Source organism: Candidatus Contubernalis alkalaceticus, assembly GCF_022558445.1.
Taxonomy (GTDB): domain Bacteria; phylum Bacillota; class Dethiobacteria; order SKNC01; family SKNC01; genus Contubernalis; species Contubernalis alkaliaceticus.
On the sequence record NZ_CP054699.1, the window covers coordinates 2,740,690 to 2,761,844 of the forward strand.

The 21,155-nt window shown below is 41.5% G+C and carries 17 protein-coding genes and 2 riboswitches; of the genes, 3 read left to right on the plus strand and 14 right to left on the minus strand.

All coding sequences use genetic code 11. The features are described 5' to 3' along the window. Positions 1 to 16 precede the first annotated feature (16 nt). The 8 genes from cobN to HUE98_RS13765 all read right to left on the minus strand — a co-directional run bounded on the left by cobN (position 17) and on the right by HUE98_RS13765 (position 10,597). Complete coding sequence (cobN, locus tag HUE98_RS13730; protein WP_241421188.1) at positions 17 to 3,784, minus strand: cobaltochelatase subunit CobN; 3,768 nt, start codon at positions 3,782 to 3,784, stop codon at positions 17 to 19. After that, a complete protein-coding gene (locus tag HUE98_RS13735; RefSeq protein ID WP_241423567.1) occupies positions 3,777 to 4,922 on the minus strand; it encodes an adenosylcobinamide amidohydrolase in 1,146 nt (381 codons plus the stop codon). The genes cobN and HUE98_RS13735 overlap by 8 nt, the downstream gene beginning before the upstream one ends. 29 nt (positions 4,923 to 4,951) lie before the next feature. Further along, on the minus strand, positions 4,952 to 6,157 hold the full coding sequence (locus HUE98_RS13740) for an ABC transporter ATP-binding protein (RefSeq protein WP_241423568.1): 1,206 nt from the start codon (positions 6,155 to 6,157) through the stop codon (positions 4,952 to 4,954). A 5-nt stretch (positions 6,158 to 6,162) separates the two neighbouring features. Then, entirely contained in the window at positions 6,163 to 7,191 is a 1,029-nt protein-coding gene (locus HUE98_RS13745) for a FecCD family ABC transporter permease (protein WP_241421189.1), read from the minus strand. Positions 7,192 to 7,243: 52 nt separating this feature from the next. Beyond that, positions 7,244 to 8,431: an ABC transporter substrate-binding protein gene (locus HUE98_RS13750; protein WP_241421190.1), complete on the minus strand. Its 1,188-nt coding sequence runs from the start codon at positions 8,429 to 8,431 to the stop codon at positions 7,244 to 7,246. A 372-nt stretch (positions 8,432 to 8,803) separates the two neighbouring features. Continuing rightward, positions 8,804 to 9,003, minus strand: a riboswitch (cobalamin riboswitch). Positions 9,004 to 9,103: 100 nt separating this feature from the next. Further along, entirely contained in the window at positions 9,104 to 10,102 is a 999-nt protein-coding gene (locus HUE98_RS13755; RefSeq protein ID WP_241421191.1) for a TIM barrel protein, read from the minus strand. A gap of 41 nt (positions 10,103 to 10,143) precedes the next feature. Further along, complete coding sequence (locus tag HUE98_RS13760) at positions 10,144 to 10,311, minus strand: hypothetical protein (RefSeq protein ID WP_241421192.1); 168 nt, start codon at positions 10,309 to 10,311, stop codon at positions 10,144 to 10,146. Positions 10,312 to 10,441: 130 nt separating this feature from the next. Continuing rightward, positions 10,442 to 10,597, minus strand: coding sequence for a DUF2292 domain-containing protein (locus tag HUE98_RS13765; RefSeq protein WP_241421193.1), 156 nt, complete (start codon positions 10,595 to 10,597; stop codon positions 10,442 to 10,444). A 131-nt stretch (positions 10,598 to 10,728) separates the two neighbouring features. Beyond that, a riboswitch (cobalamin riboswitch) is annotated at positions 10,729 to 10,921 on the minus strand. A gap of 565 nt (positions 10,922 to 11,486) precedes the next feature. Here HUE98_RS13765 and HUE98_RS13770 point away from each other — a divergent pair. Next, positions 11,487 to 13,199 carry an IS1634 family transposase gene (locus HUE98_RS13770; RefSeq protein ID WP_241420966.1) on the plus strand — a complete coding sequence of 571 codons (1,713 nt, stop codon included), beginning with the start codon at positions 11,487 to 11,489 and terminating at the stop codon, positions 13,197 to 13,199. A 339-nt stretch (positions 13,200 to 13,538) separates the two neighbouring features. On the opposite strand, the gene HUE98_RS13775 is transcribed toward HUE98_RS13770, so the two are convergent. Further along, a complete protein-coding gene (locus HUE98_RS13775; protein WP_241421194.1) occupies positions 13,539 to 13,748 on the minus strand; it encodes a hypothetical protein in 210 nt (69 codons plus the stop codon). A 460-nt stretch (positions 13,749 to 14,208) separates the two neighbouring features. Here HUE98_RS13775 and HUE98_RS13780 point away from each other — a divergent pair, with 460 nt between their 5' ends. Both HUE98_RS13780 and HUE98_RS13785 read left to right on the plus strand, forming a co-directional pair. After that, the gene (locus HUE98_RS13780; protein ID WP_241421195.1) at positions 14,209 to 15,123 is read left to right on the plus strand and encodes an ABC transporter ATP-binding protein; all 915 of its coding nucleotides are present in this window, start codon (positions 14,209 to 14,211) and stop codon (positions 15,121 to 15,123) included. Then, positions 15,120 to 16,205: an ABC transporter permease gene (locus HUE98_RS13785; protein ID WP_241421196.1), complete on the plus strand. Its 1,086-nt coding sequence runs from the start codon at positions 15,120 to 15,122 to the stop codon at positions 16,203 to 16,205. Before HUE98_RS13780 ends, HUE98_RS13785 begins: the two co-directional genes overlap by 4 nt. Here the strand turns inward: HUE98_RS13785 and HUE98_RS13790 are convergent, their stop codons facing one another. The 5 genes from HUE98_RS13790 to HUE98_RS13810 are packed head-to-tail and all read right to left on the minus strand — an operon-like array spanning position 16,206 to position 21,147. Next, positions 16,206 to 16,715: a flavodoxin family protein gene (locus HUE98_RS13790; RefSeq protein ID WP_241421197.1), complete on the minus strand. Its 510-nt coding sequence runs from the start codon at positions 16,713 to 16,715 to the stop codon at positions 16,206 to 16,208. It lies immediately after the preceding gene. Between the two features lie 31 nt (positions 16,716 to 16,746). Further along, positions 16,747 to 18,021 carry a nitrogenase component 1 gene (locus HUE98_RS13795; protein WP_241421198.1) on the minus strand — a complete coding sequence of 425 codons (1,275 nt, stop codon included), beginning with the start codon at positions 18,019 to 18,021 and terminating at the stop codon, positions 16,747 to 16,749. Further along, on the minus strand, positions 18,005 to 19,324 hold the full coding sequence (locus HUE98_RS13800; RefSeq protein ID WP_241421199.1) for a nitrogenase component 1: 1,320 nt from the start codon (positions 19,322 to 19,324) through the stop codon (positions 18,005 to 18,007). Before HUE98_RS13800 ends, HUE98_RS13795 begins: the two co-directional genes overlap by 17 nt. Positions 19,325 to 19,378: 54 nt before the next feature. Further along, positions 19,379 to 20,167: an ABC transporter ATP-binding protein gene (locus tag HUE98_RS13805; protein WP_241421200.1), complete on the minus strand. Its 789-nt coding sequence runs from the start codon at positions 20,165 to 20,167 to the stop codon at positions 19,379 to 19,381. Then, entirely contained in the window at positions 20,164 to 21,147 is a 984-nt protein-coding gene (locus tag HUE98_RS13810) for a FecCD family ABC transporter permease (protein WP_241421201.1), read from the minus strand. Before HUE98_RS13810 ends, HUE98_RS13805 begins: the two co-directional genes overlap by 4 nt. Between the last annotated feature and the right edge of the window lie 8 nt (positions 21,148 to 21,155).

Sequence of the window (21,155 nt, forward strand, 5' to 3'; positions counted from 1 at the left end):
TCAAAGTCTCTTCCTCCTAAAGATATTCCTCTACATCCCCTTCAATTTCCAGATATATTTTTTTCAGCTTTTCCAGGTCTTCTTCAGAGGCGTTCCACATCCCCCTTTGGTTGGCTTCCATCAGCTTCTCCACGATGTTATGCAGAGCCCAGGGATTCTGCTCCTGGATCCACTCCCGGTTTTCCGGGTTAAACACATAGAATTCGGTAATCCTGTTGTACATCCAATCCTCCACCACATCTGCCGTAGCATCCCAACCAAAAACCCGGTCAACCAGGCCGGATACCTCCTGGGCTCCCTTGTAGCCGTGCTTTTTTAAGCCCTCCAACCATTTGGGATTTAAAACCCGGGCCCGCATAATCCTGGCAGTTTCTTCATTGGTGTCCCGAATTTCGGGACGCTGGGGATCTGCGCTGTCTCCACAGTAAGAACGGGGTTTTTTCCCGCTGAATGTCCTCACCGCCGCAATCATTCCCCCGTGGTAATTATAATAATCATCGTCATCATACATATCAATTTCCATGGAGGACTCATTTTTTACAGTAATCTGGGTGTTGGCCAACCTGTGGGCAAAGACTTCCTGTTTCTTGTCCCCATGAATTTTCCGGCCGTAGGCATGGCCTCCCCAGAGGGTATAAACCTTGCCCAGGTCACCCACCTCCTGCCATTTTTTGCTGTTGATTAAAATATCCACCCCGGCCCCGTATGTTCCCGGAGGACAGCCAAAAATACGCAGGGAAGCCTGTTTTTCCGCCTCTTTTTTAGAAATCCCCTGCTGGACCAGTTCTCCTACCTCCTGCAATACATGCTTACGCACATAATTGGATTTTAGGTCCTCCTCCAATCCCGCCGTCAAAGTTATAGCATCTTCTATGAAACCTATCAGGTTAGGGAAAGTATCTCGGAAAAGCCCGCTGATCCTGAGAGTTACATCGATCCGGGGCCTCCCCAGCTGCTCCAAGGGGATTACTTCCATTCCAATAACCCGTTCAGTGCTCCCCAGCCAGCAGGGTTTTATGCCCAACAGATACAAAATTTCCGCAATATCATCTCCACAGGTTTTCATGGTTTCCCCGGCGTAGATGACAATGGCCACACTTTCAGGATATTTACCTTCTTCTTTTAAATACCTTTGTATTAAGTCATCCCCCAGCCTTTTCCCCACTTCCCAGGAGGCCCGGGTAGGAACAGCCGAAGGGTCGATGGTAAAAAAGTTTCGGCCCGTAGGCAGTATCCTGGCCATCCCCCGGGTAGGGCAGCCGGAAGGCCCTGGTGTCACAAATTCCCCATTTACCCCTTTAACTAAATATTTTAGTTCCTCCACCGTGTCCTCCAGCCTGGGCTTCAAATCACTGCATATAAAACGCAAACAGTTTTCCAGAGGGCTTAAGTCAGTTCCCTCAGCCCCGGTATAAATGCCTGCAAAAACTTTCTCAATGACTTCAGTGATTTTATGTTCCCGGTAATCCCGGGTTTCCAGCTCATCCATTAACTCCGTGCCCTGTCGTTGAATTTCCTCCAGGATCATCAGGCTGGTATTTCCTGCTTCCCAGGTACAGGTGGGATCACTTTTTAGCTTTTCATAATCCAATCCTTTGGCCCGACAAATAGATTCCGGCAGCGAAGGCACTTCTCCATTCTGCAGCCGTACCAGACTGGTCAGCATATTTTTAAACCGTACTCCCGGTGGAACCTCTCCGAAGACATGTAATCCGTCCTTAATTAAGGAAGTTTTAATTCTATTCACCCAGGTGTGCAGCTCATCTATAAAAGCTTCAAAATCTTGTAGGGCTTTTTGTTTATCCACTCTCAAATCCATGTTCAGTTCCAGCTTCTCCGCCAGCTCCCAGATCTGTTCTTGTAAATAAGGGATTTTGCCCGGGCTTCCTTTCTGAGCATGGTAATACTCTTTAATAAGATCGTCTACAGAAGCCAGTTCATCGTATGTATCGCTCTCCACCATGGAGGGGATTAAATGATCCAAAATAACCGCATAAGACCTTCTTTTGGCCTGTACTCCTTCCCCCGGCACATTAATAATGTAAGGGTAGAGATGAGGAAGGTCATCAATGGCCAGGTCGGGATAGCAGTCCCTGGATAGGGCAATTTCTTTTCCCGGAAGCCATTCCAGGGTACCGTGGGTGCCCATATGGATAATGATATCTGCCCCAAAAACATGTTTAATCCATCGATAATAACCCAGATACTGGTGGGGGCATACCATATCCGTGCTGTGATAACTTTCCTCCGCCTTCTCTTTAAAGGCCCTGGGGGGCTGCAGTCCAATAAAGATATTGCCGTTCAAAATCCCCGGCACGAACATCTTATCCTCCCAGGCCATAAACGTTCCTGGAGGCTCTCCCCAGTCAGAAATCATTTTCTCCTGCACCTTCTGCCCGAACTGAGAAAACCAGTCTCTATAACGGCGGCCCTCCACCACGGCAGCGCTGTTCTCCAATATTTTCTCCGATGGCAGCCAGCGGGTATCATTAGTTACTCCATCAATGATTCTGTTTATAATTTCAGCACTATCGGCAAAATTATAGTCCGTTTTAATGCCCGTCTCTTTCAGGCTTTCTACAATATTATAGACCGCCGCCGGTGAATCCAGGCCGAAGGCACAGCCAATCATGTCATTTCTGGGGGGCATATTGTGAAAGATAATGGCCACTTTTTTTTCATGGTTAGGAATATACCGCAGACGGGCCCAATTTACTGCCAGGCGACAGACCTTGGCTACCCTCCCTTCAATAGGCCGGAAAATCCGCTTTTCCCCTACATGGTCTTTGACCACCTGGCTGTAGGCCACGGGAACGCTGATAATCTGACCATCAAATTCCGGCTGGTAGACACTGCTGCTTAAAGACATCATATCCAGTCCTGCCAAGGACTCCTCCCACTGCTCCAGGGTGAAAAATGTGGTCATGGCCTGCAGAACCGGAACTCCCAACTTCTCCAGTATGCTTTCTTCTACCACCTTGGTACCGTCACCAGGGTTAGCCATAATACTCAGAGAAAAACCTGCAGTATTAATTACTGCATCCACCACAGGCCTTCCATCTTTCATCAGGTAATTATCAATTGACCAATCTATCCCCTTAGTTCCCAGGGAGTCATTTTTGGTAATGGAAGTATAAACTGCCAGGGGTACTGCTCCCAGAGCTTTAATCTGATTAATTATGCAGTCAATATGCTCCAAATTATTGTTTTGAATTTTGTTAGTATAAAAGAGCACCCCTATTACCGGCTTATTTTTTCCGGCTATTATCCCTATATGGCTTTCCTCATGGGTAATTTCTTCATCCGGGTCATAGAGCCCCTCCCACCTGGGCATTATGGGCTCTTCAATGACAAATTTGCCCTGGTTAAACCGATTAGCCAGCCATAAAATCAAATTAAAGGCGTTTTGACTGCCGCCCATAGCATAATAACGATAGATATTACTATACTCCCGGGGGGTTAAGCCGGTTCTATCCATCAGCTCCTCAACTTCATCTTCAATCCCTGAATTAATAAATATTTTCTTTTTACCACAGCAGCTCTCAAAGAAATCTTTGAACTTTTTAAAATAGCTTAACCCTCCATGGATAATTAAAAATATAAAATCACAGTCATGGGCCTGCTGCACACAACGGGTATATTCTTTAGGATCATCATCTATTTTATAGGTATCCATGAAATATAATTCAAATTGTCCCGGATATTGCTGTTCTAAAATCTGCCTGGCCTCCTGTAAATGATAGGCAGAATCATGGCCGCCAAAAATAAACAAAACTCTATACATCACCGTCACCTCCCGGGATATTGTGAGGAGGCTTTTCCTCTAACTTCCCCGCAGCCCGGACCATAACTTCTTCAAAATAACCTGTTAAGCGCCCGATGAGATGATCATCCCCTGAAATAGTAATCTCTTCCGGTGCTTTTACATTCAATAGTTTTTGGACATTTTCTAAAATAACGGCGGCGGTTTCCTCAATTTCCCATTGATTTAGAAGCTGCCAGTCATACTGGTCAAGCAGATGGATGTACAGGGAGGCGTAAGCAACCAGCTTAGCCTCTCTCTCCAGGACATGAAGGTTATGAATAAAATCCGGTTTCTGTAATGGTTGGGACCCGGCCAAATGGCAGTATCTCCGCCAAAGGCTTTCTTCTGTTAACCCGTAGCGGTCAAACCTCTTAAGGACACTTCGCTGGTCCTTTGGGTTCAAGCCGGACTGCTTATGAAGTGCCTCTTTTACCGCACTCTTGACTGACCTGCCTATGAGTTCCCCCAGCTTGGAATGCTTTCCCGTATTAGTCAGCAAATATGGTGAATCTCCATTACATATCAATATGGTGCCGTCAGTACCGCTGCCTGTTGCCAACCCTGTAGAGTATCGGCTGGGGGCCATCAATTCCTGAAGGGCAGCTGTTTTTGCTTCCGTGCAGGTAACCAGAGCCCGGGTAAGGGCAGCAGGGGTTAAATCTACGTTTATTTCCAAAATAATATTAATCGTTCCCCGGGCCTTCTTTACCTCCGCCAGCTCTTTCCTCTCATCATATGAGGCGGGATCCCCCACTCTACCGCCGTTGACCTCAACTCCTCCCGTAACAACAGCTGTAACGCTTAGGCCCTCATGATTTTCCACCTGTATAGAGACATTGTCCATTGAAGCAGCCGTCCCAATACCGGCAGCAGAGTTGGAATTTAGGCCCAGTTCTTCAGCTATTAACTCCATGTGTTCTTCATAGGTAGGCGCCTTTAACTCACAGGCTATGCCGGCTCCCGGGTTGCAGTCGTTGTTAAAAACCGCCTTCAAATCCTCATTATACCCCCCGTTAATAGGAGATGTGCTGAGCACCTTTCTCTTTCCCTTGAATAGAACCACGAGACTTTTTTGGTAGCGGTGAATTTCATCCCCCAGGTCCGTTTTAAAAATCATCAAAATTAATTCCTCCCATGCTGATTAAATTATACTGCTTTCACTAAATCAGGAGTTATGTGGTGAAAAAGCTCTCCACTGTTTTTACAGCAGATTATGCTGTCCCAATTCTGCGCGCCGTATATTTTCCTGCAGCCTGCTTCATCCCGGAGAGCGTAAATTCTTTTCCCCTTCTTAATGGCCAGTTCAGCAAGGCTTATATTGCGTTTATTAAGAAACCCTGCGGGAAAACCGGAATCTATGATAAGGTTTGAACTGTTAATTAAAGAATTGGCTTTTTTAAAAGCTCCGTCTCCTATTGGCTCAAAAGCCTTTTCACTGCTGATTACTGCTCCAGTGGCCTTTGCCACGTGGTAATCCACATCATTTTCATGGATAACCCCCGTGCTTACTCCATAACCCCTTCTAGAGAGCAGTCGATAAAGACCAGTGGCACTGCCCCCGCCCCCAATTATAAAAATGGAAGAGCTGCAATTATTGGAACAAAGTTCTACAGAGCCCAGTATGTTGTTAAAATGAGCACAGTTGATATCAAAGAGTTCCGTTACAGTGTTTTCTTTAATAATCTCCTCTGGAGGGCCGCAGGCCAGTATTTTGTTATCTTTAACCAGTATAGCAATTTCACAGCTTTTTAATGCCAGGTCAACCTCATGCAGGGACAGTATTACGGTAATCCCCTTCTCCCTGGACAGTTTGTTCAGGATTCCCATCACTTCGATGCGGTGACGGACATCCAGGTGAGTGGTAGGCTCATCCAAAACAATTATCTCCGGTTCCTGAGCCAGGGCACGGGCCAGCATAACCTTTTGTTTCTGCCCATCGCTCAGCTCATTAAAGAACTGGTAGGCAATATCCCAAGCATTGACCATACGCAGCGCCTCCCTGGTTTTTTCAACATCTTTGTCCGTAAGGTAACCGAAAAAGCCAGTATGAGGATGCCTCCCCATGGAAGCAATATCAAAACTGGTCATCAATCCTGGAGACAGGCGTTCTGTCAGGACAACAGCCATATTTTTAGCCAGCTCAGAAGACTTAACCTTGAATATATTTTGATTTTTCAAGTAAACGGTACCCTGTACCGGGGCTAAAAAACCGCACAGTGACTTTAAGATGGTTGATTTTCCTGACCCATTGGGGCCCAGAAGGCAGATCAGTTGACCTTTTAGCACCTCCAGATTAATCTGGTCGATAATTATTTTTTTGCCGTACCCTACAGCCAGTTCCTGCGTATTCATTACATTCACATTGCGTTCCTCCTCTTTAAAAGCATCATAATTACAATGGGAGCGCCAAAAAATGAGGTGATAGCGCTGACCGGCAGTTCCACAGGGCTTAAAAGCATCCGGGCCGTGAGGTCACACAAGGCGGTGATAATGCCTCCCAGCAGAATAGTCCCCGGTATAAGAACCCGGTTATCGGAGGTTTGAAATAGCATCCTGGCTATGTGGGGCACAGCCATTCCGATAAAAGCTACCGGCCCTGTAAAAGCCGTTATCAATGCAGCCAGGACACTGGAAATAGAAACAATAACAAAACGAAAGGATTTTATGTTAATACCCATGCTTTTGGCATAATCCTCCCCCAACAAAAATGCATTTAAGGGTTTACATATGAAAAAGGACGCCAACAGTAAGGGGATTCCTATGGCTGCCACAATACCCACCTGCTGCCAGGTGTAACCGGAAAAACTGCCCATAGACCACATTACAAATCCATGCACCTTCTCTTTTTCCGCCAAAGCCGTCAGCAAGCTGGTTACGGCACTGCATAAATACCCTACCATTAAACCAATCACCAGTAGAGTAACAATACTTTTTACTTTACTTGAAACCAGCAGAACCACTGCCATAACTAAAATTGCTCCCAAAAAAGCAGCCCCTACAATTAAAAAGGGAGAGACAGTTTTCATGCCAAAGGTGAATCCAGCCAAAATCACCAAACCCACCATTAAGGTAGCCCCGGAGGAAATTCCCAAAACGAAAGGCCCCACAATAGGATTTCTAAAAAACACCTGCAGCAGCAGGCCCGCCGCTGCCAATGATGCCCCCCCCAGGATTGCAGCTAACGTTCGGGGAAACCGAATTTTCCAGATAATTGCCTGATGAACCCCCTCCCCGGACAGCTGCTTCGTAATAATGTCTACAACTTCCCCGATTCCGATACCTACAGAACCAAGGCTTATGTTAATAATAAAAGATACTAACAGCAAAAAGAGAAGAAAAATAAATATTGTAACTACCCTTGTATTCCTGACTTTACCTAATTCCATATAATGCTCTCTGCCTTTCTCTCCAATTTTTCTTCTCACACCTGCCTTTTCACTATTCACTAATAAGCTGTGAATGGTGCTTTAAATCATATCCACTAAAAGCTTCAGGATAAAAGATTGCTGCCAAATCTTCAATCTGTTCATGGGTTTTTTCCAGAGCCTGGTAGTACCAGGGTTGAAATACCCAAACTTTCTCCTGCTTAACAGTCTCTATATCCTCTAAAATTGGTGCATTTTCAATAACCGTATTTAAAGAAGGCATCCATGTGGTAGTTGAAGAATAAATAAATACCTCCGCTTCCGCTGCCCGGGCGTAAAATTCCTCCAAAGTAATAGGTTCACTCCCTGTTTTATCTACTCCAAAATCTTTAAAGACATAATCTCCGCCGGCCATTTCTATCATTTTCCCAACGTAAGAACCGGCGTTGGGCACATATACATTGCCATCGTAAACCATTCCCCAAACAACCCGGGTCTTCTCTCCTGATGGGATTTTCTCTTTTATAGATTCCAAAGCCTCTTCAATCTCAGCGAAATAGTTATTGGCCTCCTCTTCTTTATTGAAAAAGGCTGACAAAAACTTCATCCACTCCATTCTGGCCATAGGTTCATCCTCGGTATAATCATTAATTACCACATAAGGAATGTCCAGTTCTTTAAATTTTTCAATTAATGAGTACTGCCCGGATGATCCAGTATAAACCATGGCCAGTTCAGGGTTAAGAGCTTGTACCAGCTCATAATCCGGTTCTCCCATACCGCTTCCGCCCACATATGAGATATCTCCCGACTCCAGTCCCTGTTTTATCTCTTCAATAAACCATTCATCTGTATCTGAAGTTACCCCGGAAATATTGTCAAAAATACCCAGTGGATTCATAAGAGATACAAATGTTGTTGAACAAACCAGAACATTTTGCACCGGGGTATATATAATCTGGTCAGCATCATATCCGTCAGGCACTACTGCATCCCGGGGAACCAATATCAATGTTCTTCCTTCCCCATCAACCACTCTCTTAACATTATCTTCCAAATATTCGATGCTAAAATCGGCGCCATACTCTACATTAACTTGTGCTGTATCCTCAACGACTTCTTCTTTTTGAGTTTCTTCCACCTGCTCCTCTACGACATCCCCGGCATTCTTTTCTTCAGATTGATTAGTGCAGCCCGGTGTAAACATAATCATAAAAAAAGTAAATGTGATTAAAATTACCATTAACATTTTTTTTAACATTTTATAAGCCTCCTCATTGTTTAAACTTATTAAGCATGATTAGAAATCTTAATACAAAAAACCAGAAATGCATAATTAAAAAAAATAGCACCTCTGGTTGTCCAGTCAGTACAACTCTAAAGTTTTCTTATTCGGGACAAGGGGGACAAGGGATGGAAAAGGTAACAGGTTCCTTGTCCCTCCTGTCTTAATTTCAAATACACAAATTCCCTGTCACCCTGTACCTCCCGGCTGTACACCAGGATTGTTCACGGCTAAAACAAAAAATTCCCCGTTTCTTCCTTAGGAAGAACTGAGGAACATAGACCTAAACATCAATAAAGAAGTTTGGCAATATGCAGCACCCCTTTCCTGCGAAGAAGGTTTTTCGTATTATGTGTTATGCTTAAGGCAGGTTTCCTGACTTACGGATCAAAGTTCCTGTTTTTCGCCTTCCTGGATTTTATCTAAAACCAGTGGCAACTAATAAAACGGAACTCCCCGCTTACAGTGGCGCGACCGCCCAGGATTTTCACCTGGTTCCCTATTACCCTCAAAAATATATAAGAGGCACCTGAAGCACTATTGATAGTTAGATTTATTCTAACTCATGTTATATTCTAAAAAATCTACCTTTATGTAGGATGATTATAAGCTAAATGCAATTAATTTGCAATAGGTAATTAGTTAGACCTATGTTAGAACGCAACCGTTACGCCCGAGAACCTTATTCTGCAATTGGATGGCGTGCTCCAGTTCTTTTAAAGATCCAGTTAATACTTCATATACCAGATACTCAGGCTTCACCGCCTGGATAAAACTTCTAACACCTTCATGGTCAAAGATAAGATGCTGATCTATATGTTGAATATGCTTTCTTGCCAGCAGGAAACGCTCCCAAATGTCTTCTGTTTCCATCAGTATTTGTTGATTTTCAGTAAAATTTCTTTTCAAGTAACTTCCCGGCAGCGTTTTATTTAAATGAATACCCCGAATGTATTTTTTTAAACTTCCCAGGTTATTTACCTTTTCTAAAAGATATCTGCAAGCCTCATGACCATTTTTAATTTCCGGATTGGTAATTAACAGGTGTCCTGTATCCAGCATAAATCCCTTCCGTGGATATTGAACTTTTTCCAAAAATTTTTCTATCAGCTTCGGATTTAAAAATGTCAAACCCGGCCACCACAAATTTTCAAAAAGAAGATCCACCCCCAAATCCTCCTTACCGAAGACCTGGTTAACCAGCTGGGCAGCAGCCTCCAGCACATCCCAATCACTATATGTAAATTCCCAGGAATAAATATGTTCGATATCAACGTGACTTACATGAAAAACTACATAATCTGCTTTTAAAGCCACCGCTTTTGACAGTTCCAATTTGTATTGGTCAACCATAACTTCCGGCTCTAATCCACCGTAGAAACTTTTTATATTATCCAAAGATTTGAACTGCCTCAACAGTTCCTTATGGTCTCCCCTCCAAAAATCCAGCCACATGGGCCAGTAACACAGATGGATACCTTGTATTATTTCTTCAGGGATATCTTCAACTCTGCAGCAGCCGCCGTGAATTATTAATTCCAATCCATCCAGCTGGTTATTACTTATAAATTTTTTTATTGTATCCCAGTTGTGATTAAACCAAGCCATCCTGTTTTTAAAGGTACAAAAATTAACCAGGTGCTTCATAATAGAAACATCCTTTCGGAAAAAACATCCAATAAGATTATTTAACGGGAAATATTTTCAGATATTCTTTCTAATACATCCTCAAGACTGTCTCCCTTCACTGTAGGATAACGTTTGTCTATATCCTCTCGTATTTCTTGAACATTTCTTCCGTGCTGCAGCAGCACAAACATTCTTTTATAAATACCGTATGCTGTACTTACGTTCATTTTTCTCCCCCTTTCTTTTAATATTGTATTTGTATTGCCACCCAAAAAAAAACAGAGAAATACCATAATGAAATGGCACCTCTGGTTTTCCAGTCAGTACTATTTTTATTCTGTAAACTTAAACTTTGAATTATAATTTAATAGATTTTTTTAGCTCTTCAACCCTAATAGGCTGTTTATCCTGAATTATAACCTTTACTTCACCAAAATTAATATTACGTATTAAAAATATAAGATTTTTTTCCTTTTCACTTAAATCAATTTTAATAAAATTATTACGTTCCAAACCGCTCCCCCCGTAAAAATTTATTTAACTTAACCAAAATAACCTTAGTTCTTCAACGGAAGAACTAAGGTACACGAGACTAAACTTATACAAAGTCTATCACATACACCCCTCCTTTCCTGCGAAGAAGGTTACGTGTAATACAGCGGGTAGGTCTCCTGGCTTACAGATCGTAGCATGCTTCGGCCTTCCCGGAATTAAGTCCAGTGGCATTAAAGAAACAAACTCCCCGTTTACAGTGGCGCGACCGCCCAGGATTTACACCTGGTTCCCTGTTATTCTCCTAAAAATAATGAAGAAACACCCGAGCATATTATTTATTTTTTAATAGATTTCAAAAATCTTTCCTCTTAAGTTTAAAAAATTTTAAACAATTAATTTACCTATTATTCATTTTACCACAGGTTTATTATAAACACCATAACTTATTTCACCATTATCTTCTTGATCTTCTTACCATTTTATAACATTTGGACACAGGTTTCAATAATTTATTTTCACTTTTTTTCTACTTATTTATTCAATTGGGGCTACTTATTTATTTATATTATGGTATATTTGCCTGACATTTAACATCGCTGAAATGGTAACCACCCCGGTGACGGCGGGGATGTAGACATTTCCATCAAAATGATTAGCCATGCTGGGTTCGAAATAAATATTTTGCCCCGGCACCTCTTGCCCATACTAGTCTCGAACAACAGCCTAAAAAAGTATAGGGACTGTTCATTTCCAGCTTGGCACGGGTCTTTGACAGTTGAATAATGAACACATGTCTTAAAAGCCTTGAAAATAGGGCTTTTTTTATTGCAAATTTGTCAATTTTTCACCTATTTCTATTGAGTATTATTGAGTATTATGTTATAATATAAGGGATTGGGGGGTTAATATGAGATTGTCTATTTCGAAATCAAAAAATTCCACATCTCTTTACGTAATTAAATCAACTTATGAGAATGGTGTACATTCATCAAAGATTGTTGAAAAACTTGGAACAGTTAATGATTTGAGTAAAAAGTTAAACGGCCAGGATCCCATTGAATGGGCAAAGAAATACATAGCAGAGCTGAATCAAAAAGAGAAGGAAGAAAAGCTTGATGTGTTGGTAAAGTACTCACCTTCCAAGGTCATTACGAAAGATGAACAGCGCTCTTTTAACGGTGGTTATCTTTTTCTTCAACAAATATACTATCAACTTGGCCTTCACAAAATATGTAAAGAAATGTTAGGAAAATACAAGGTTACATATGACCTAAACTCCATACTCTCCAGATTGATTTACGGAAGAATAATCTTCCCTTCATCTAAGCTCGCCACTTACCAACTTTCCTCAAGATTTATAGAACAACCTAACTTTGAACTTCAACATATATACAGAGCTCTTGAAGTTATTGCTAAGGAAACGGATTTTTTACAATCATCCTTGTACAACAACAGTTTAAAAGTTTCTAAGAGAAATACTGGTGTACTTTATTATGATTGCACCAATTATTTTTTTGAAATTGAACAGGCAGATGGCGATAAGCAATACGGTCCATCAAAAGAGCATAGACCAAACCCAATCATTCAAATGGGCCTATTTATGGATGGAGACGGTATCCCTCTTGCATTTAGCATCAACAAAGGAAATACAAATGAACAATTAACACTAAAACCCTTAGAAAAGAAAATTCTATCTGATTTTAATCTTTCTAAATTTATCGTATGTACCGATGCCGGTCTAGCGTCCAAAAATAACAGAAAATTTAACGACAGGGAAGAACGAGCATTTATTACAACTCAATCAATTAAGAAATTAAAAGCACATCTAAAAAAATGGGCACTTGATCCAAACGAATGGCACCTCTCTAACGATGTAAAAACCTATGACATCTCTAAACTAGATGATGAGAAAGCTAAAAATAAAATGTTTTACAAAGAACGTTGGATTAAAGAAAATGACCTTGAACAAAAAATCATTGTGACGTACTCTATCAAGTATAGAGATTATCAAAGAAAAATCCGTAATTCACAGATAGAACGTGCACAAAAAACAATAGATTCAAATCCTACAAAAATAAAAAAATGTAATCAGAATGATTGCAGAAGATTTATTAAAAAAACTAATTTTACTCCTGATGGAGAAATTGCTGAAAAAGAAATATACAGTATTGATACAGAGGTTATCGCTAAAGAAGAAGCCTTTGATGGGTTTTATGCTGTATGTACAAACCTTGAGGATGATGCTTCTGAAATAATTAAAGTAAACAATAGACGATGGGAGATTGAAGAATGTTTTAGAATTATGAAAAGTGAATTTAAAGCCAGACCTGTTTATTTAAGCCGTGATGACAGAATAGAAGCACATTTTACAACTTGCTTTATATCCTTAATTATTTACAGATTATTGGAAAAAAAGCTTGGTGAGAAATATACCTGCAGTGAAATAATTAGAGGATTAAAGGATATGAACTTTCATGAAATAAAGGGGGAGGGTTACACTCCAACATATACGAGAACTGACTTTACTGATGATTTACATGAGGCATTTGATTTCCGTACAGACTACCAGATTATAAAAACAAAACAAATGAAAAAAATTTTTAAAGCGACAAAAAAATAAAAACATTACTCACTTTTTTGAATACAAAAAAAGCTTGATAATCCTTGTAAATCAGGGATCATCAAGCTTTTTGCTTGTAACAACTGTCAAAGACGAGATTTTACCACAGGTTTATTATAAACACCATAACTTATTTCACCATTATCTTCTTGATCTTCTTACCATTTTATAACATTTGGACACAGGTTTCAATAATTTATTTTCACTTTTTTTCTACTTATTTATTCAATTGGGGCTACTTATTTATTTATATTATGGTATATTTGCCTGACATTTAACATCGCTGAAATGGTAACCACCCCGGTGACGGCGGGGATGTAGACATTTCCATCAAAATGATTAGCCATGCTGGGTTCGAAATAAATATTTTGCCCCGGCACCTCTTGCCCATACTAGTCTCGAACAACAGCCTAAAAAAGTATAGGGACTGTTCATTTCCAGCTTGGCACTTTTGTCGTATACACCCACATCACCGAAGATAATTTCCAGGGAAACAGACCAGGGGTGTTTCTTATCCGGGCTCCACCGGCATGCCCTTGACTGAGGCATAGAGCAGTTTCCTGCCATAAAAACTTAAATAAAGCAGTCCCCCGGGACCAAGAAGGGGGCTGTGAGGTAATGCCGTTTACAAGATATACTAACTATTATAAGCATTATTCACTATCTAACTGGCGAAATTATTTTAAAAAAAGATAAAAATAACCTCATATCTGCAACTTACAACCTTCCACCGTGTATATATTAACAAAAGCAGCTCAGTTTTTTTCCGTTCGCGGTAAATTGTGATGATCACAATTATACAGAAACAAGAAATCTAATCCTCTTTTAATGAACAGCTGAAACAACAACAACTCATAAATTACATAAATTTGAAGAGAAATAATCCCAAAAAAATGTTATAGTTAAGATGCATATATAGAAACAAAAGGTAAATTTCATAAGATACCAGAACAGCTTAAAAAGGACTTGTTGACCAGTATTTCTTACATATCAAAAAGGAAGTGATTCTTTGAACAGTATCGAAGTATCCTCACTGAGCAAAAACTATGGAACTCTTAAAGCCGTAGACAATGTGAACCTTTCCATCAAACAGGGAGACATTTTCGGCATGCTGGGGCCTAATGGCGCAGGCAAAACCACCACGGTGGAAATCCTTGTGGGATTAAGACGCCCCGACAGCGGCAGCATTAACATTCTGGGCCTAAACCCTACCACACAAAAAGAACAACTGCACCAAAAAATTGGCGTTCAACTGCAAACGCCCTCTCTGTTTCCCCGTTTAACAGTTCGGGAAAGCTTACTGTTAAACAGCAGTTTCTATCCAGATCCCTTCCCTGTGGACCAGATATTGGAGTGGATTGGATTGAAGGATAAAGAAAAATCCCTGACCCATAAATTATCCGGGGGACAGCTCCAGCGGCTTGCGGTGGGTACGGCCATCATTGGGCAGGGGGATATTATATTTTTGGATGAACCTACCACCGGCCTTGACCCCCAGGCAAGACGAAGTTTATGGGATGTAATTACGAAGTTAAAAAAATTAGACAAAACGATTTTTTTGACCACTCATTACATGGAAGAAGCGCAGCGGCTTTGTGACCATGTAGCCATCATTGATCATGGTTCAATTATAGCCCTGGATTCTCCCAATAACCTGATAAAACTACATTTTCAGGAACAGGCAGTAGAGCTTTCTATTACAGATTCTGTGGATGCTAATAACTATTCTTCTATCCCCGGAGTCAACCGGGTACAAGCTTCAACCGATAAAATCACCCTGTATTCCAGTAAAGTAGAGGATACAATTCGTCATCTCATTAACCAGGAAACAGCCGGTGGGCCGGCCCTGACCAATTTATCCATCCGTAAGGCCAGTCTTGAAGATGTATTTTTAAAACTCACAGGAAGGAGCATTCGGGAATGAAAATATTCGGTCATTTATTTATCGCAACATTAAAGGACATGGTAAGGGACAAGATGACTATTTTTTGGTTCCTGCTTTTCCCGGTATTGTTTATTATATTATTTGGTTTTATTTTTTCCGGGGACACCCAAAATATTGATATTAATCTTGGGGTTGTAGTGGAGCAAGACAGTGTCTTAACAGAAGCCTTCGTTGAAAATCTCAATCAAGCCCCTGCCCTTACCCTCTACCAGGGTACTTTGGATGATGAACTGGAAGCACTGGAAAATGGGGAACGGTCTATCGTTCTGGTACTGCCTGAAGAAATTTCCTCTCTCAGCCCCATGGCTGAGGGTATTATCATACCTGTATACTATGATGCCTCCCAGCAGACTACAAATCATATTATGCTCTCGGTAATTCGAGAAATCTTCGATGAAAGCGAACGCCAGATACAACAGCGGCCCCGCCTTTTCAGCATTGATGCCCAACCGGTCCAGACGGAACCTTTGAAAGATATTGATTTTTTACTGCCTGGAATAATAGCCATGGCTCTAATGCAGCTGGGCCTTTTCGGTTCCCTGCGATTGGTTTCACTTCGTGAAAAGAAAATTCTCAAGTCTCTGGGAGCAACTCCCCTGCCCCGCACCCACCTGGTGTTAAGTGAAGTAGCCGTTCGCCTGCTTATGGCAGTGGTCCAGACGGTTTTAATCATACTTATTGGCCACCTGGTTTTTGGAGTCACCATAATTGGCAGCTGGTGGAAGGTTCTGGGAGTTATCCTATTGGGTGCGGCAACTTTCGTCAGCCTGGGTTATATGCTGGTTTCATTCTCCAAAACAGAGGAAAGCGGTATGGGAATTATTCAGGTAGTCCAATTTCCCATGATGTTTTTATCGGGAATCTTCTTCCCTCTCAATTTCCTGCCGGAATTTTTAGAACCTGTTGTCAAAGCGATACCCCTATCTTACCTGGGGGATTTGCTGCGAAATGTAATGGTGGGGATACCCTCTGAATTTGGCCTCACCACCAACCTCCTGGTGCTTTGTGGTTGGCTTTTCATAAGCTTGTCTGCTGCCATTCGATTCTGGCGCTGGGAGTAATCAGTTTTTTCGTCTTAGTATTTCCTTAAATGCTTTTCGAGCGTTCTGTAAATCTTCCATATTTGGGTGATTACTGCTTGCCTTGTGATGAGCTAAACGCTCCTGAGTCATAGCGTGAGGATTATCAGCAGCCAGTTTCATTAACGATTCTGTTACTTTGGGATCAATTTTCCCTCGGCAAATAAATTCTCCCATGATTTTATTATCCGAATCCAGCAATTTTTTTGCATTCAGCATGCTTTTTTGGGCATGGGATGAATCCGGTTCAGCACCCAGGGTAGCAAATAAAGCCACTTTCTTGCCTTTAATAGTACCCATGTAACCCTGGGCTTTCTGATCAGCATTTTCCCTTTTTACCCAAAAACCTAATACTATAAAATCATAGCCATCCGGTAACGGCGCATCCTCCACAGCAAAAATATCCGTTCCCATGGGCATTACATCAAAAATTGCCTCAGCAACTTTTTTTGTATTTCCGGTCTTACTGGAATAAACAATCATTGATTTCATAAAACCCTCACCTTTCATCCTATATTTAACATCATGTTCTAGCCTGAAGTTTTTTTCGGTTAGCTTGTAGTTGGTTCAGCAGCACTTCCGTTAAATAAATTGCTCCGTTGAACCCCATAAATGGAGTATGTTCATAGATTTTAATCACGTGATTAATATTGGGGTTTGCCACCTGCACCTGCATGGGAATGTGGGCACCCAATTCTAAGAGCACACCATCTCCTACCAAAAGAGAGGGGTTAGCTTCCTTAATCATTTGGTTTTTTTCTTCCTCATCACAGTTAAAAAGCACCTTTTCTTTAAGTTGTTCCGGAATTTTGCGCCCCATACCATAATCTTTATGATTGACAAAAATCTTCTTGATGTCCAGCATCATTTCATTCCTAAGTAACGGTAAAATATCCAGGACAAAATCTAGGTTTCCAGAAAGGATCCCTGTAAGATTCTCATAGATGAATGCAGCGTGGTTGAATTTAAACAAATTCTTTTGGGCTTTCTCAGCCTGTCGGGCAAAAAAAATATCATTTGCTTTGATTGAGAACGCAGATTCAATAGTTTTAATCCACTTATATGTACCGTGAACGCCATAGGGAGCTCCTGCTGCATAAGGTATTCGGAATTTACTTGCAAGAATTTTTGCACAATCAATCCCTTCCGAACGAATCACCAGATTAAACTCGGCCTTAGAGGCTTCTTCGATTTCTGTAACAGAAGTTTTAGCACTAAATACCGTATGGAGAGTGCAGCCAAAACCTTCAGACATGATATTCTGAATTTCCTGAATATCAGAGGCAAAGTTGAAACAGTCGATATTGCTGCCAATGATGTTATAGGTACCCTTTATTTTTTCCTGCGGTTCTTTAACAATTTTTTCAGCTAATATAGTAAGCACTTCCTGAATACCATGCGTATAATCTCCCCGAAAACCACCACCGGTAAAACAGATAAGCTTTGCACTTACCTCAGGCTGAAAATCCTGACAGATACTCAAAATATCAATCCCCACAACAGAAGAAATTGTGGAAGCAAGAACAAAGATTACCGGCGGTTTATACTGTTGATCTATCTCTTTAATAGTCACCTTCAGGCGGGAACTGTCTCCCATAATAATATCGTTTTCATCAATATGAGTTGTATAAAGCCTGGCTTTCAACTCTGTATTCAACTGCATCAGCCCTTCTACCGCGTAATGGGTGGTGCCCGCCGGACCATATTCCAAAATACAAGCATCTTTTATGGGTGCCAACGTCCACAGCACTCCCATTCTGTCTGACGGAAGGGGAAAATATTTATACAACTGCTGCATGATGCCCGCCTCCTTCTGCCATAAACTTAAATTTATACAGAGAATCAGCCAATGTCTTCATCACCAGAACCGGCACTTCAAACCCCAGCTTCTTCGCTACGCCATCTAGAACCACCTGCACAATTCCCTTTTCCATTAACAGCATGGGGTTTTCGTGCCCGATATAGAAATCAGGAGAAAGTTGACCATACAATGCCTGCAGTGGAGCAATATTGGCAATACGGGACACATAGGGATCCTGACCAAACTCCAGAATTTCCTGTAAATACCGATCATCATTTACATACAAATCCCTGGCCTGAATCAGAATCGGTTTCATCCCCAAACCAGTTAAAAATCCGCAGAATTCAAAGGCTAACAAGGGGGTGTTGGCGTAAATAAAACTTTTACCTTTTAATAAGGCCTGATACTTCTCTTGTGCCTTTACCGCCTGCTCCTTCATATGCTTTATCTCCGAAGATAGGTTTAGTCCAAGCTTTTCTGCCACCGCCAGGTACCCCTGTTCAATTCTACTTAAGTTAAGGTATTTGTCAAAATATACATAAGGGGTGCCAAATTTTTTTTCAATTTTTTCTGCCAGAGTCAGTGCGGTAAAATCAGTGACAATATTTAGGGCTGCAGAAGGCGAAGTTTTTATCAGATCAATACTGCACCTGGAAGGAAGCACCGTATGTATTTGAACTCCTCTACTTTGCAGTAACTTTACTAATTCTGTCTCTTCCGCTCCATTGTAACGGTGACCCAAGAGATTAATAGTCCTCTCTTTAACCGGTTGTTCTTCCATCAACTGAACCAATGCTTCCAGTGTCCTTTCAATACCCGGAATATGGCTGTTACATTTGAAATGCTCTGTCTTAACCAGGACCAGCTTTGCCTGAACCTTCTCCTTAACGGAATAGATTAACGCTTTCAGGTCCTCACCAATCACTTCCAGAATGCAGGTTGTTACCAGTAGAATCGCCTTTGGCCTATACTGCTGATCAATTTTGATTACTGTTTCCTGTAGTTTATCATGGCAGCCAAAAACAACATCGTCCTGGTTAACAGCAAAACTTAAAAAATTGTCACTTAATCCTTCCGTACCGTTTTTACGGTCAATAATAAAGCTTTTTGTGTAGTAGGAGCACTCATCTGTACCTACCACAAGGGCAAACAGGCCATTGATATACCCCGCAGTCAGGGCCACGCCGAATAATGGGCAGTGGGTTCCTGGAAACTGGGCATGGGAAAGCTGTTTTATATCTTTTGCCGTGTTAATTTTAGAAACACGGTTTAAAGATTCAAGTATTTGAAATTCAGCCATTTTCATCCCTCACTTTTGTTTATTTTCTAAGCGATTGACTATGTCTTTAGTCGGTTAAGCACTTATACAGGCAAGACCAATAGGGAAAAAAACAGGCTTCCCCATATGTTTGTCTATTGCAATTTCAGCTTCCACATTATAAACATCCCTGAGCATTTCTTTGGTTAATACATGAATAGGAGCACCTTCAGTAACCAGCCGGCCGTTTTTTATTACCATAAGTCTATGGCTGTATCGTACCGCTTGATTTAAATCGTGTAATACCATTATAACGGTCATGCCAAACTCTTTATTTAGCCTTACAATGAGCTCCATAACTTCAATCTGGTGGCTGATGTCCAGGTAAGTAGTGGGCTCATCTAAAAGCAAAACTTTGGTTTTTTGGGCAAGAGCCATAGCAATCCATGTTCGCTGCTTCTCTCCACCGGATAAACTGTTAATAAGCCTGTCAGCCAGACTTTCTAGTTTCGTCTGTTGAATTGCCCATTTAATAATATCTTCATCCTCTTTGCTCTTTTGCTCATACCACTTACGATGGGGCATTCTTCCGTATCCAACCAGCTCCTCCACGGTAAAATCAGGTGGGCTTACATTATACTGTGAAAGGATAGAGAGTTTTTTGGCTACCTCTTTTGTAGGCAAACTATGAATATCACTGCCATCCAAATGAACAAGCCCCTCCATCTTATTCATTAAACGGGAAATGACCTTTAATACCGTTGACTTGCCAGAACCATTGGGCCCAATTAAGGAAACAATTTCACCCTGGCTTATCTCAAAACCAAATTCATTTACCACTATTTTATCGTCATATCCGATTTTTAGATTGGAAACTAAAATCATACTCTATAAGCCCCTCCTCTTCTTAATAAGTAAAGGAAAAATGGTCCGCCAATGATAGCCATAAGAATGCCTACAGGAAGTTCTATGGAGCTAAAAACTGCCCTGGCTCCGGTATCTGCTAATACCAGCAGGGTTCCTCCGAGAATTGCACTGATAGGCAGCATATAGCGATAATCAGTCCCCACTAATAGCCTGGCAATATGAGGGACCACTAACCCCAAAAAACCAATTAAACCCACAACAGCTACAGAAATACCTGCCAAATAGGCTGCAACCAGGGACAGTATCCCCCGGGCAAAACTCACTCTTATCCCCAGATTTTTGGCTGCGTCATCACCCAACAACAGAACATTGGCAGTATTAATGCACAGTATCGCTGCAATCGAGCCCACAATACTATATGGCACCAAGGTTTCTACATGGTACCAGCTTTTACCAGCTACAGAACCATTTAACCACATTAATACACCTTGTATTCTATCACTGTATAAAATGGATAAAAGAGATATCCCCCCGCCCAATATAGCATTTACAGCAACACCGGCCAGAATAATCCGGATAGGATCGATTCCCTGTTTCCAGGCCAGGGTGTAAACCATAAAAGCCGCCACAATGCCTCCGATAAAAGCTGCAATGGGGACATAACCAGTTAACTCTGGAAAAGCCAGCATAATCATCACTGCAGCTAACCCACCCCCGGCCGATACCCCTGTCAAACCGGGATCCGCCAATGGATTTCGCATAACTGACTGCAGCAAAGCCCCAGACATGGCCAGATTAGAACCCACAAGAAGGGCAATTATGGTTCTGGGTATTCGAATATTCATAATAACCGTACTGACTGATGAGGACTGCTGACTTCTAATGACGGAAAATATTTCAGAAGTAGAATAGTTTACACTTCCGAATCGAACCGATAAAATGCAGGCCAAAACTAAAAGGATTATACTGCTGATAAATATAACCGTCCGCTTAAACAACCGGGGGT

Excerpts from the sequence above, each read along its gene's own strand:
- HUE98_RS13800 (WP_241421199.1), bottom strand. The coding sequence starts at position 19,324 with ATGGCTGAATTTCAAATACTTGAATCTTTAAACCGTGTTTCTAAAATT.
- HUE98_RS13750 (WP_241421190.1), bottom strand. The coding sequence starts at position 8,431 with ATGTTAAAAAAAATGTTAATGGTAATTTTAATCACATTTACTTTTTTT.
- HUE98_RS13785 (WP_241421196.1), top strand. The coding sequence starts at position 15,120 with ATGAAAATATTCGGTCATTTATTTATCGCAACATTAAAGGACATGGTA.
- HUE98_RS13760 (WP_241421192.1), bottom strand. The coding sequence starts at position 10,311 with ATGAACGTAAGTACAGCATACGGTATTTATAAAAGAATGTTTGTGCTG.
- HUE98_RS13745 (WP_241421189.1), bottom strand. The coding sequence starts at position 7,191 with ATGGAATTAGGTAAAGTCAGGAATACAAGGGTAGTTACAATATTTATT.
- HUE98_RS13805 (WP_241421200.1), bottom strand. The coding sequence starts at position 20,167 with ATGATTTTAGTTTCCAATCTAAAAATCGGATATGACGATAAAATAGTG.
- HUE98_RS13795 (WP_241421198.1), bottom strand. The coding sequence starts at position 18,021 with ATGCAGCAGTTGTATAAATATTTTCCCCTTCCGTCAGACAGAATGGGA.
- HUE98_RS13770 (WP_241420966.1), top strand. The coding sequence starts at position 11,487 with ATGAGATTGTCTATTTCGAAATCAAAAAATTCCACATCTCTTTACGTA.
- HUE98_RS13755 (WP_241421191.1), bottom strand. The coding sequence starts at position 10,102 with ATGAAGCACCTGGTTAATTTTTGTACCTTTAAAAACAGGATGGCTTGG.
- HUE98_RS13790 (WP_241421197.1), bottom strand. The coding sequence starts at position 16,715 with ATGAAATCAATGATTGTTTATTCCAGTAAGACCGGAAATACAAAAAAA.
- HUE98_RS13775 (WP_241421194.1), bottom strand. The coding sequence starts at position 13,748 with ATGCCTCAGTCAAGGGCATGCCGGTGGAGCCCGGATAAGAAACACCCC.
- HUE98_RS13740 (WP_241423568.1), bottom strand. The coding sequence starts at position 6,157 with ATGAATACGCAGGAACTGGCTGTAGGGTACGGCAAAAAAATAATTATC.
- HUE98_RS13735 (WP_241423567.1), bottom strand. The coding sequence starts at position 4,922 with ATGATTTTTAAAACGGACCTGGGGGATGAAATTCACCGCTACCAAAAA.
- cobN (WP_241421188.1), bottom strand. The coding sequence starts at position 3,784 with ATGTATAGAGTTTTGTTTATTTTTGGCGGCCATGATTCTGCCTATCAT.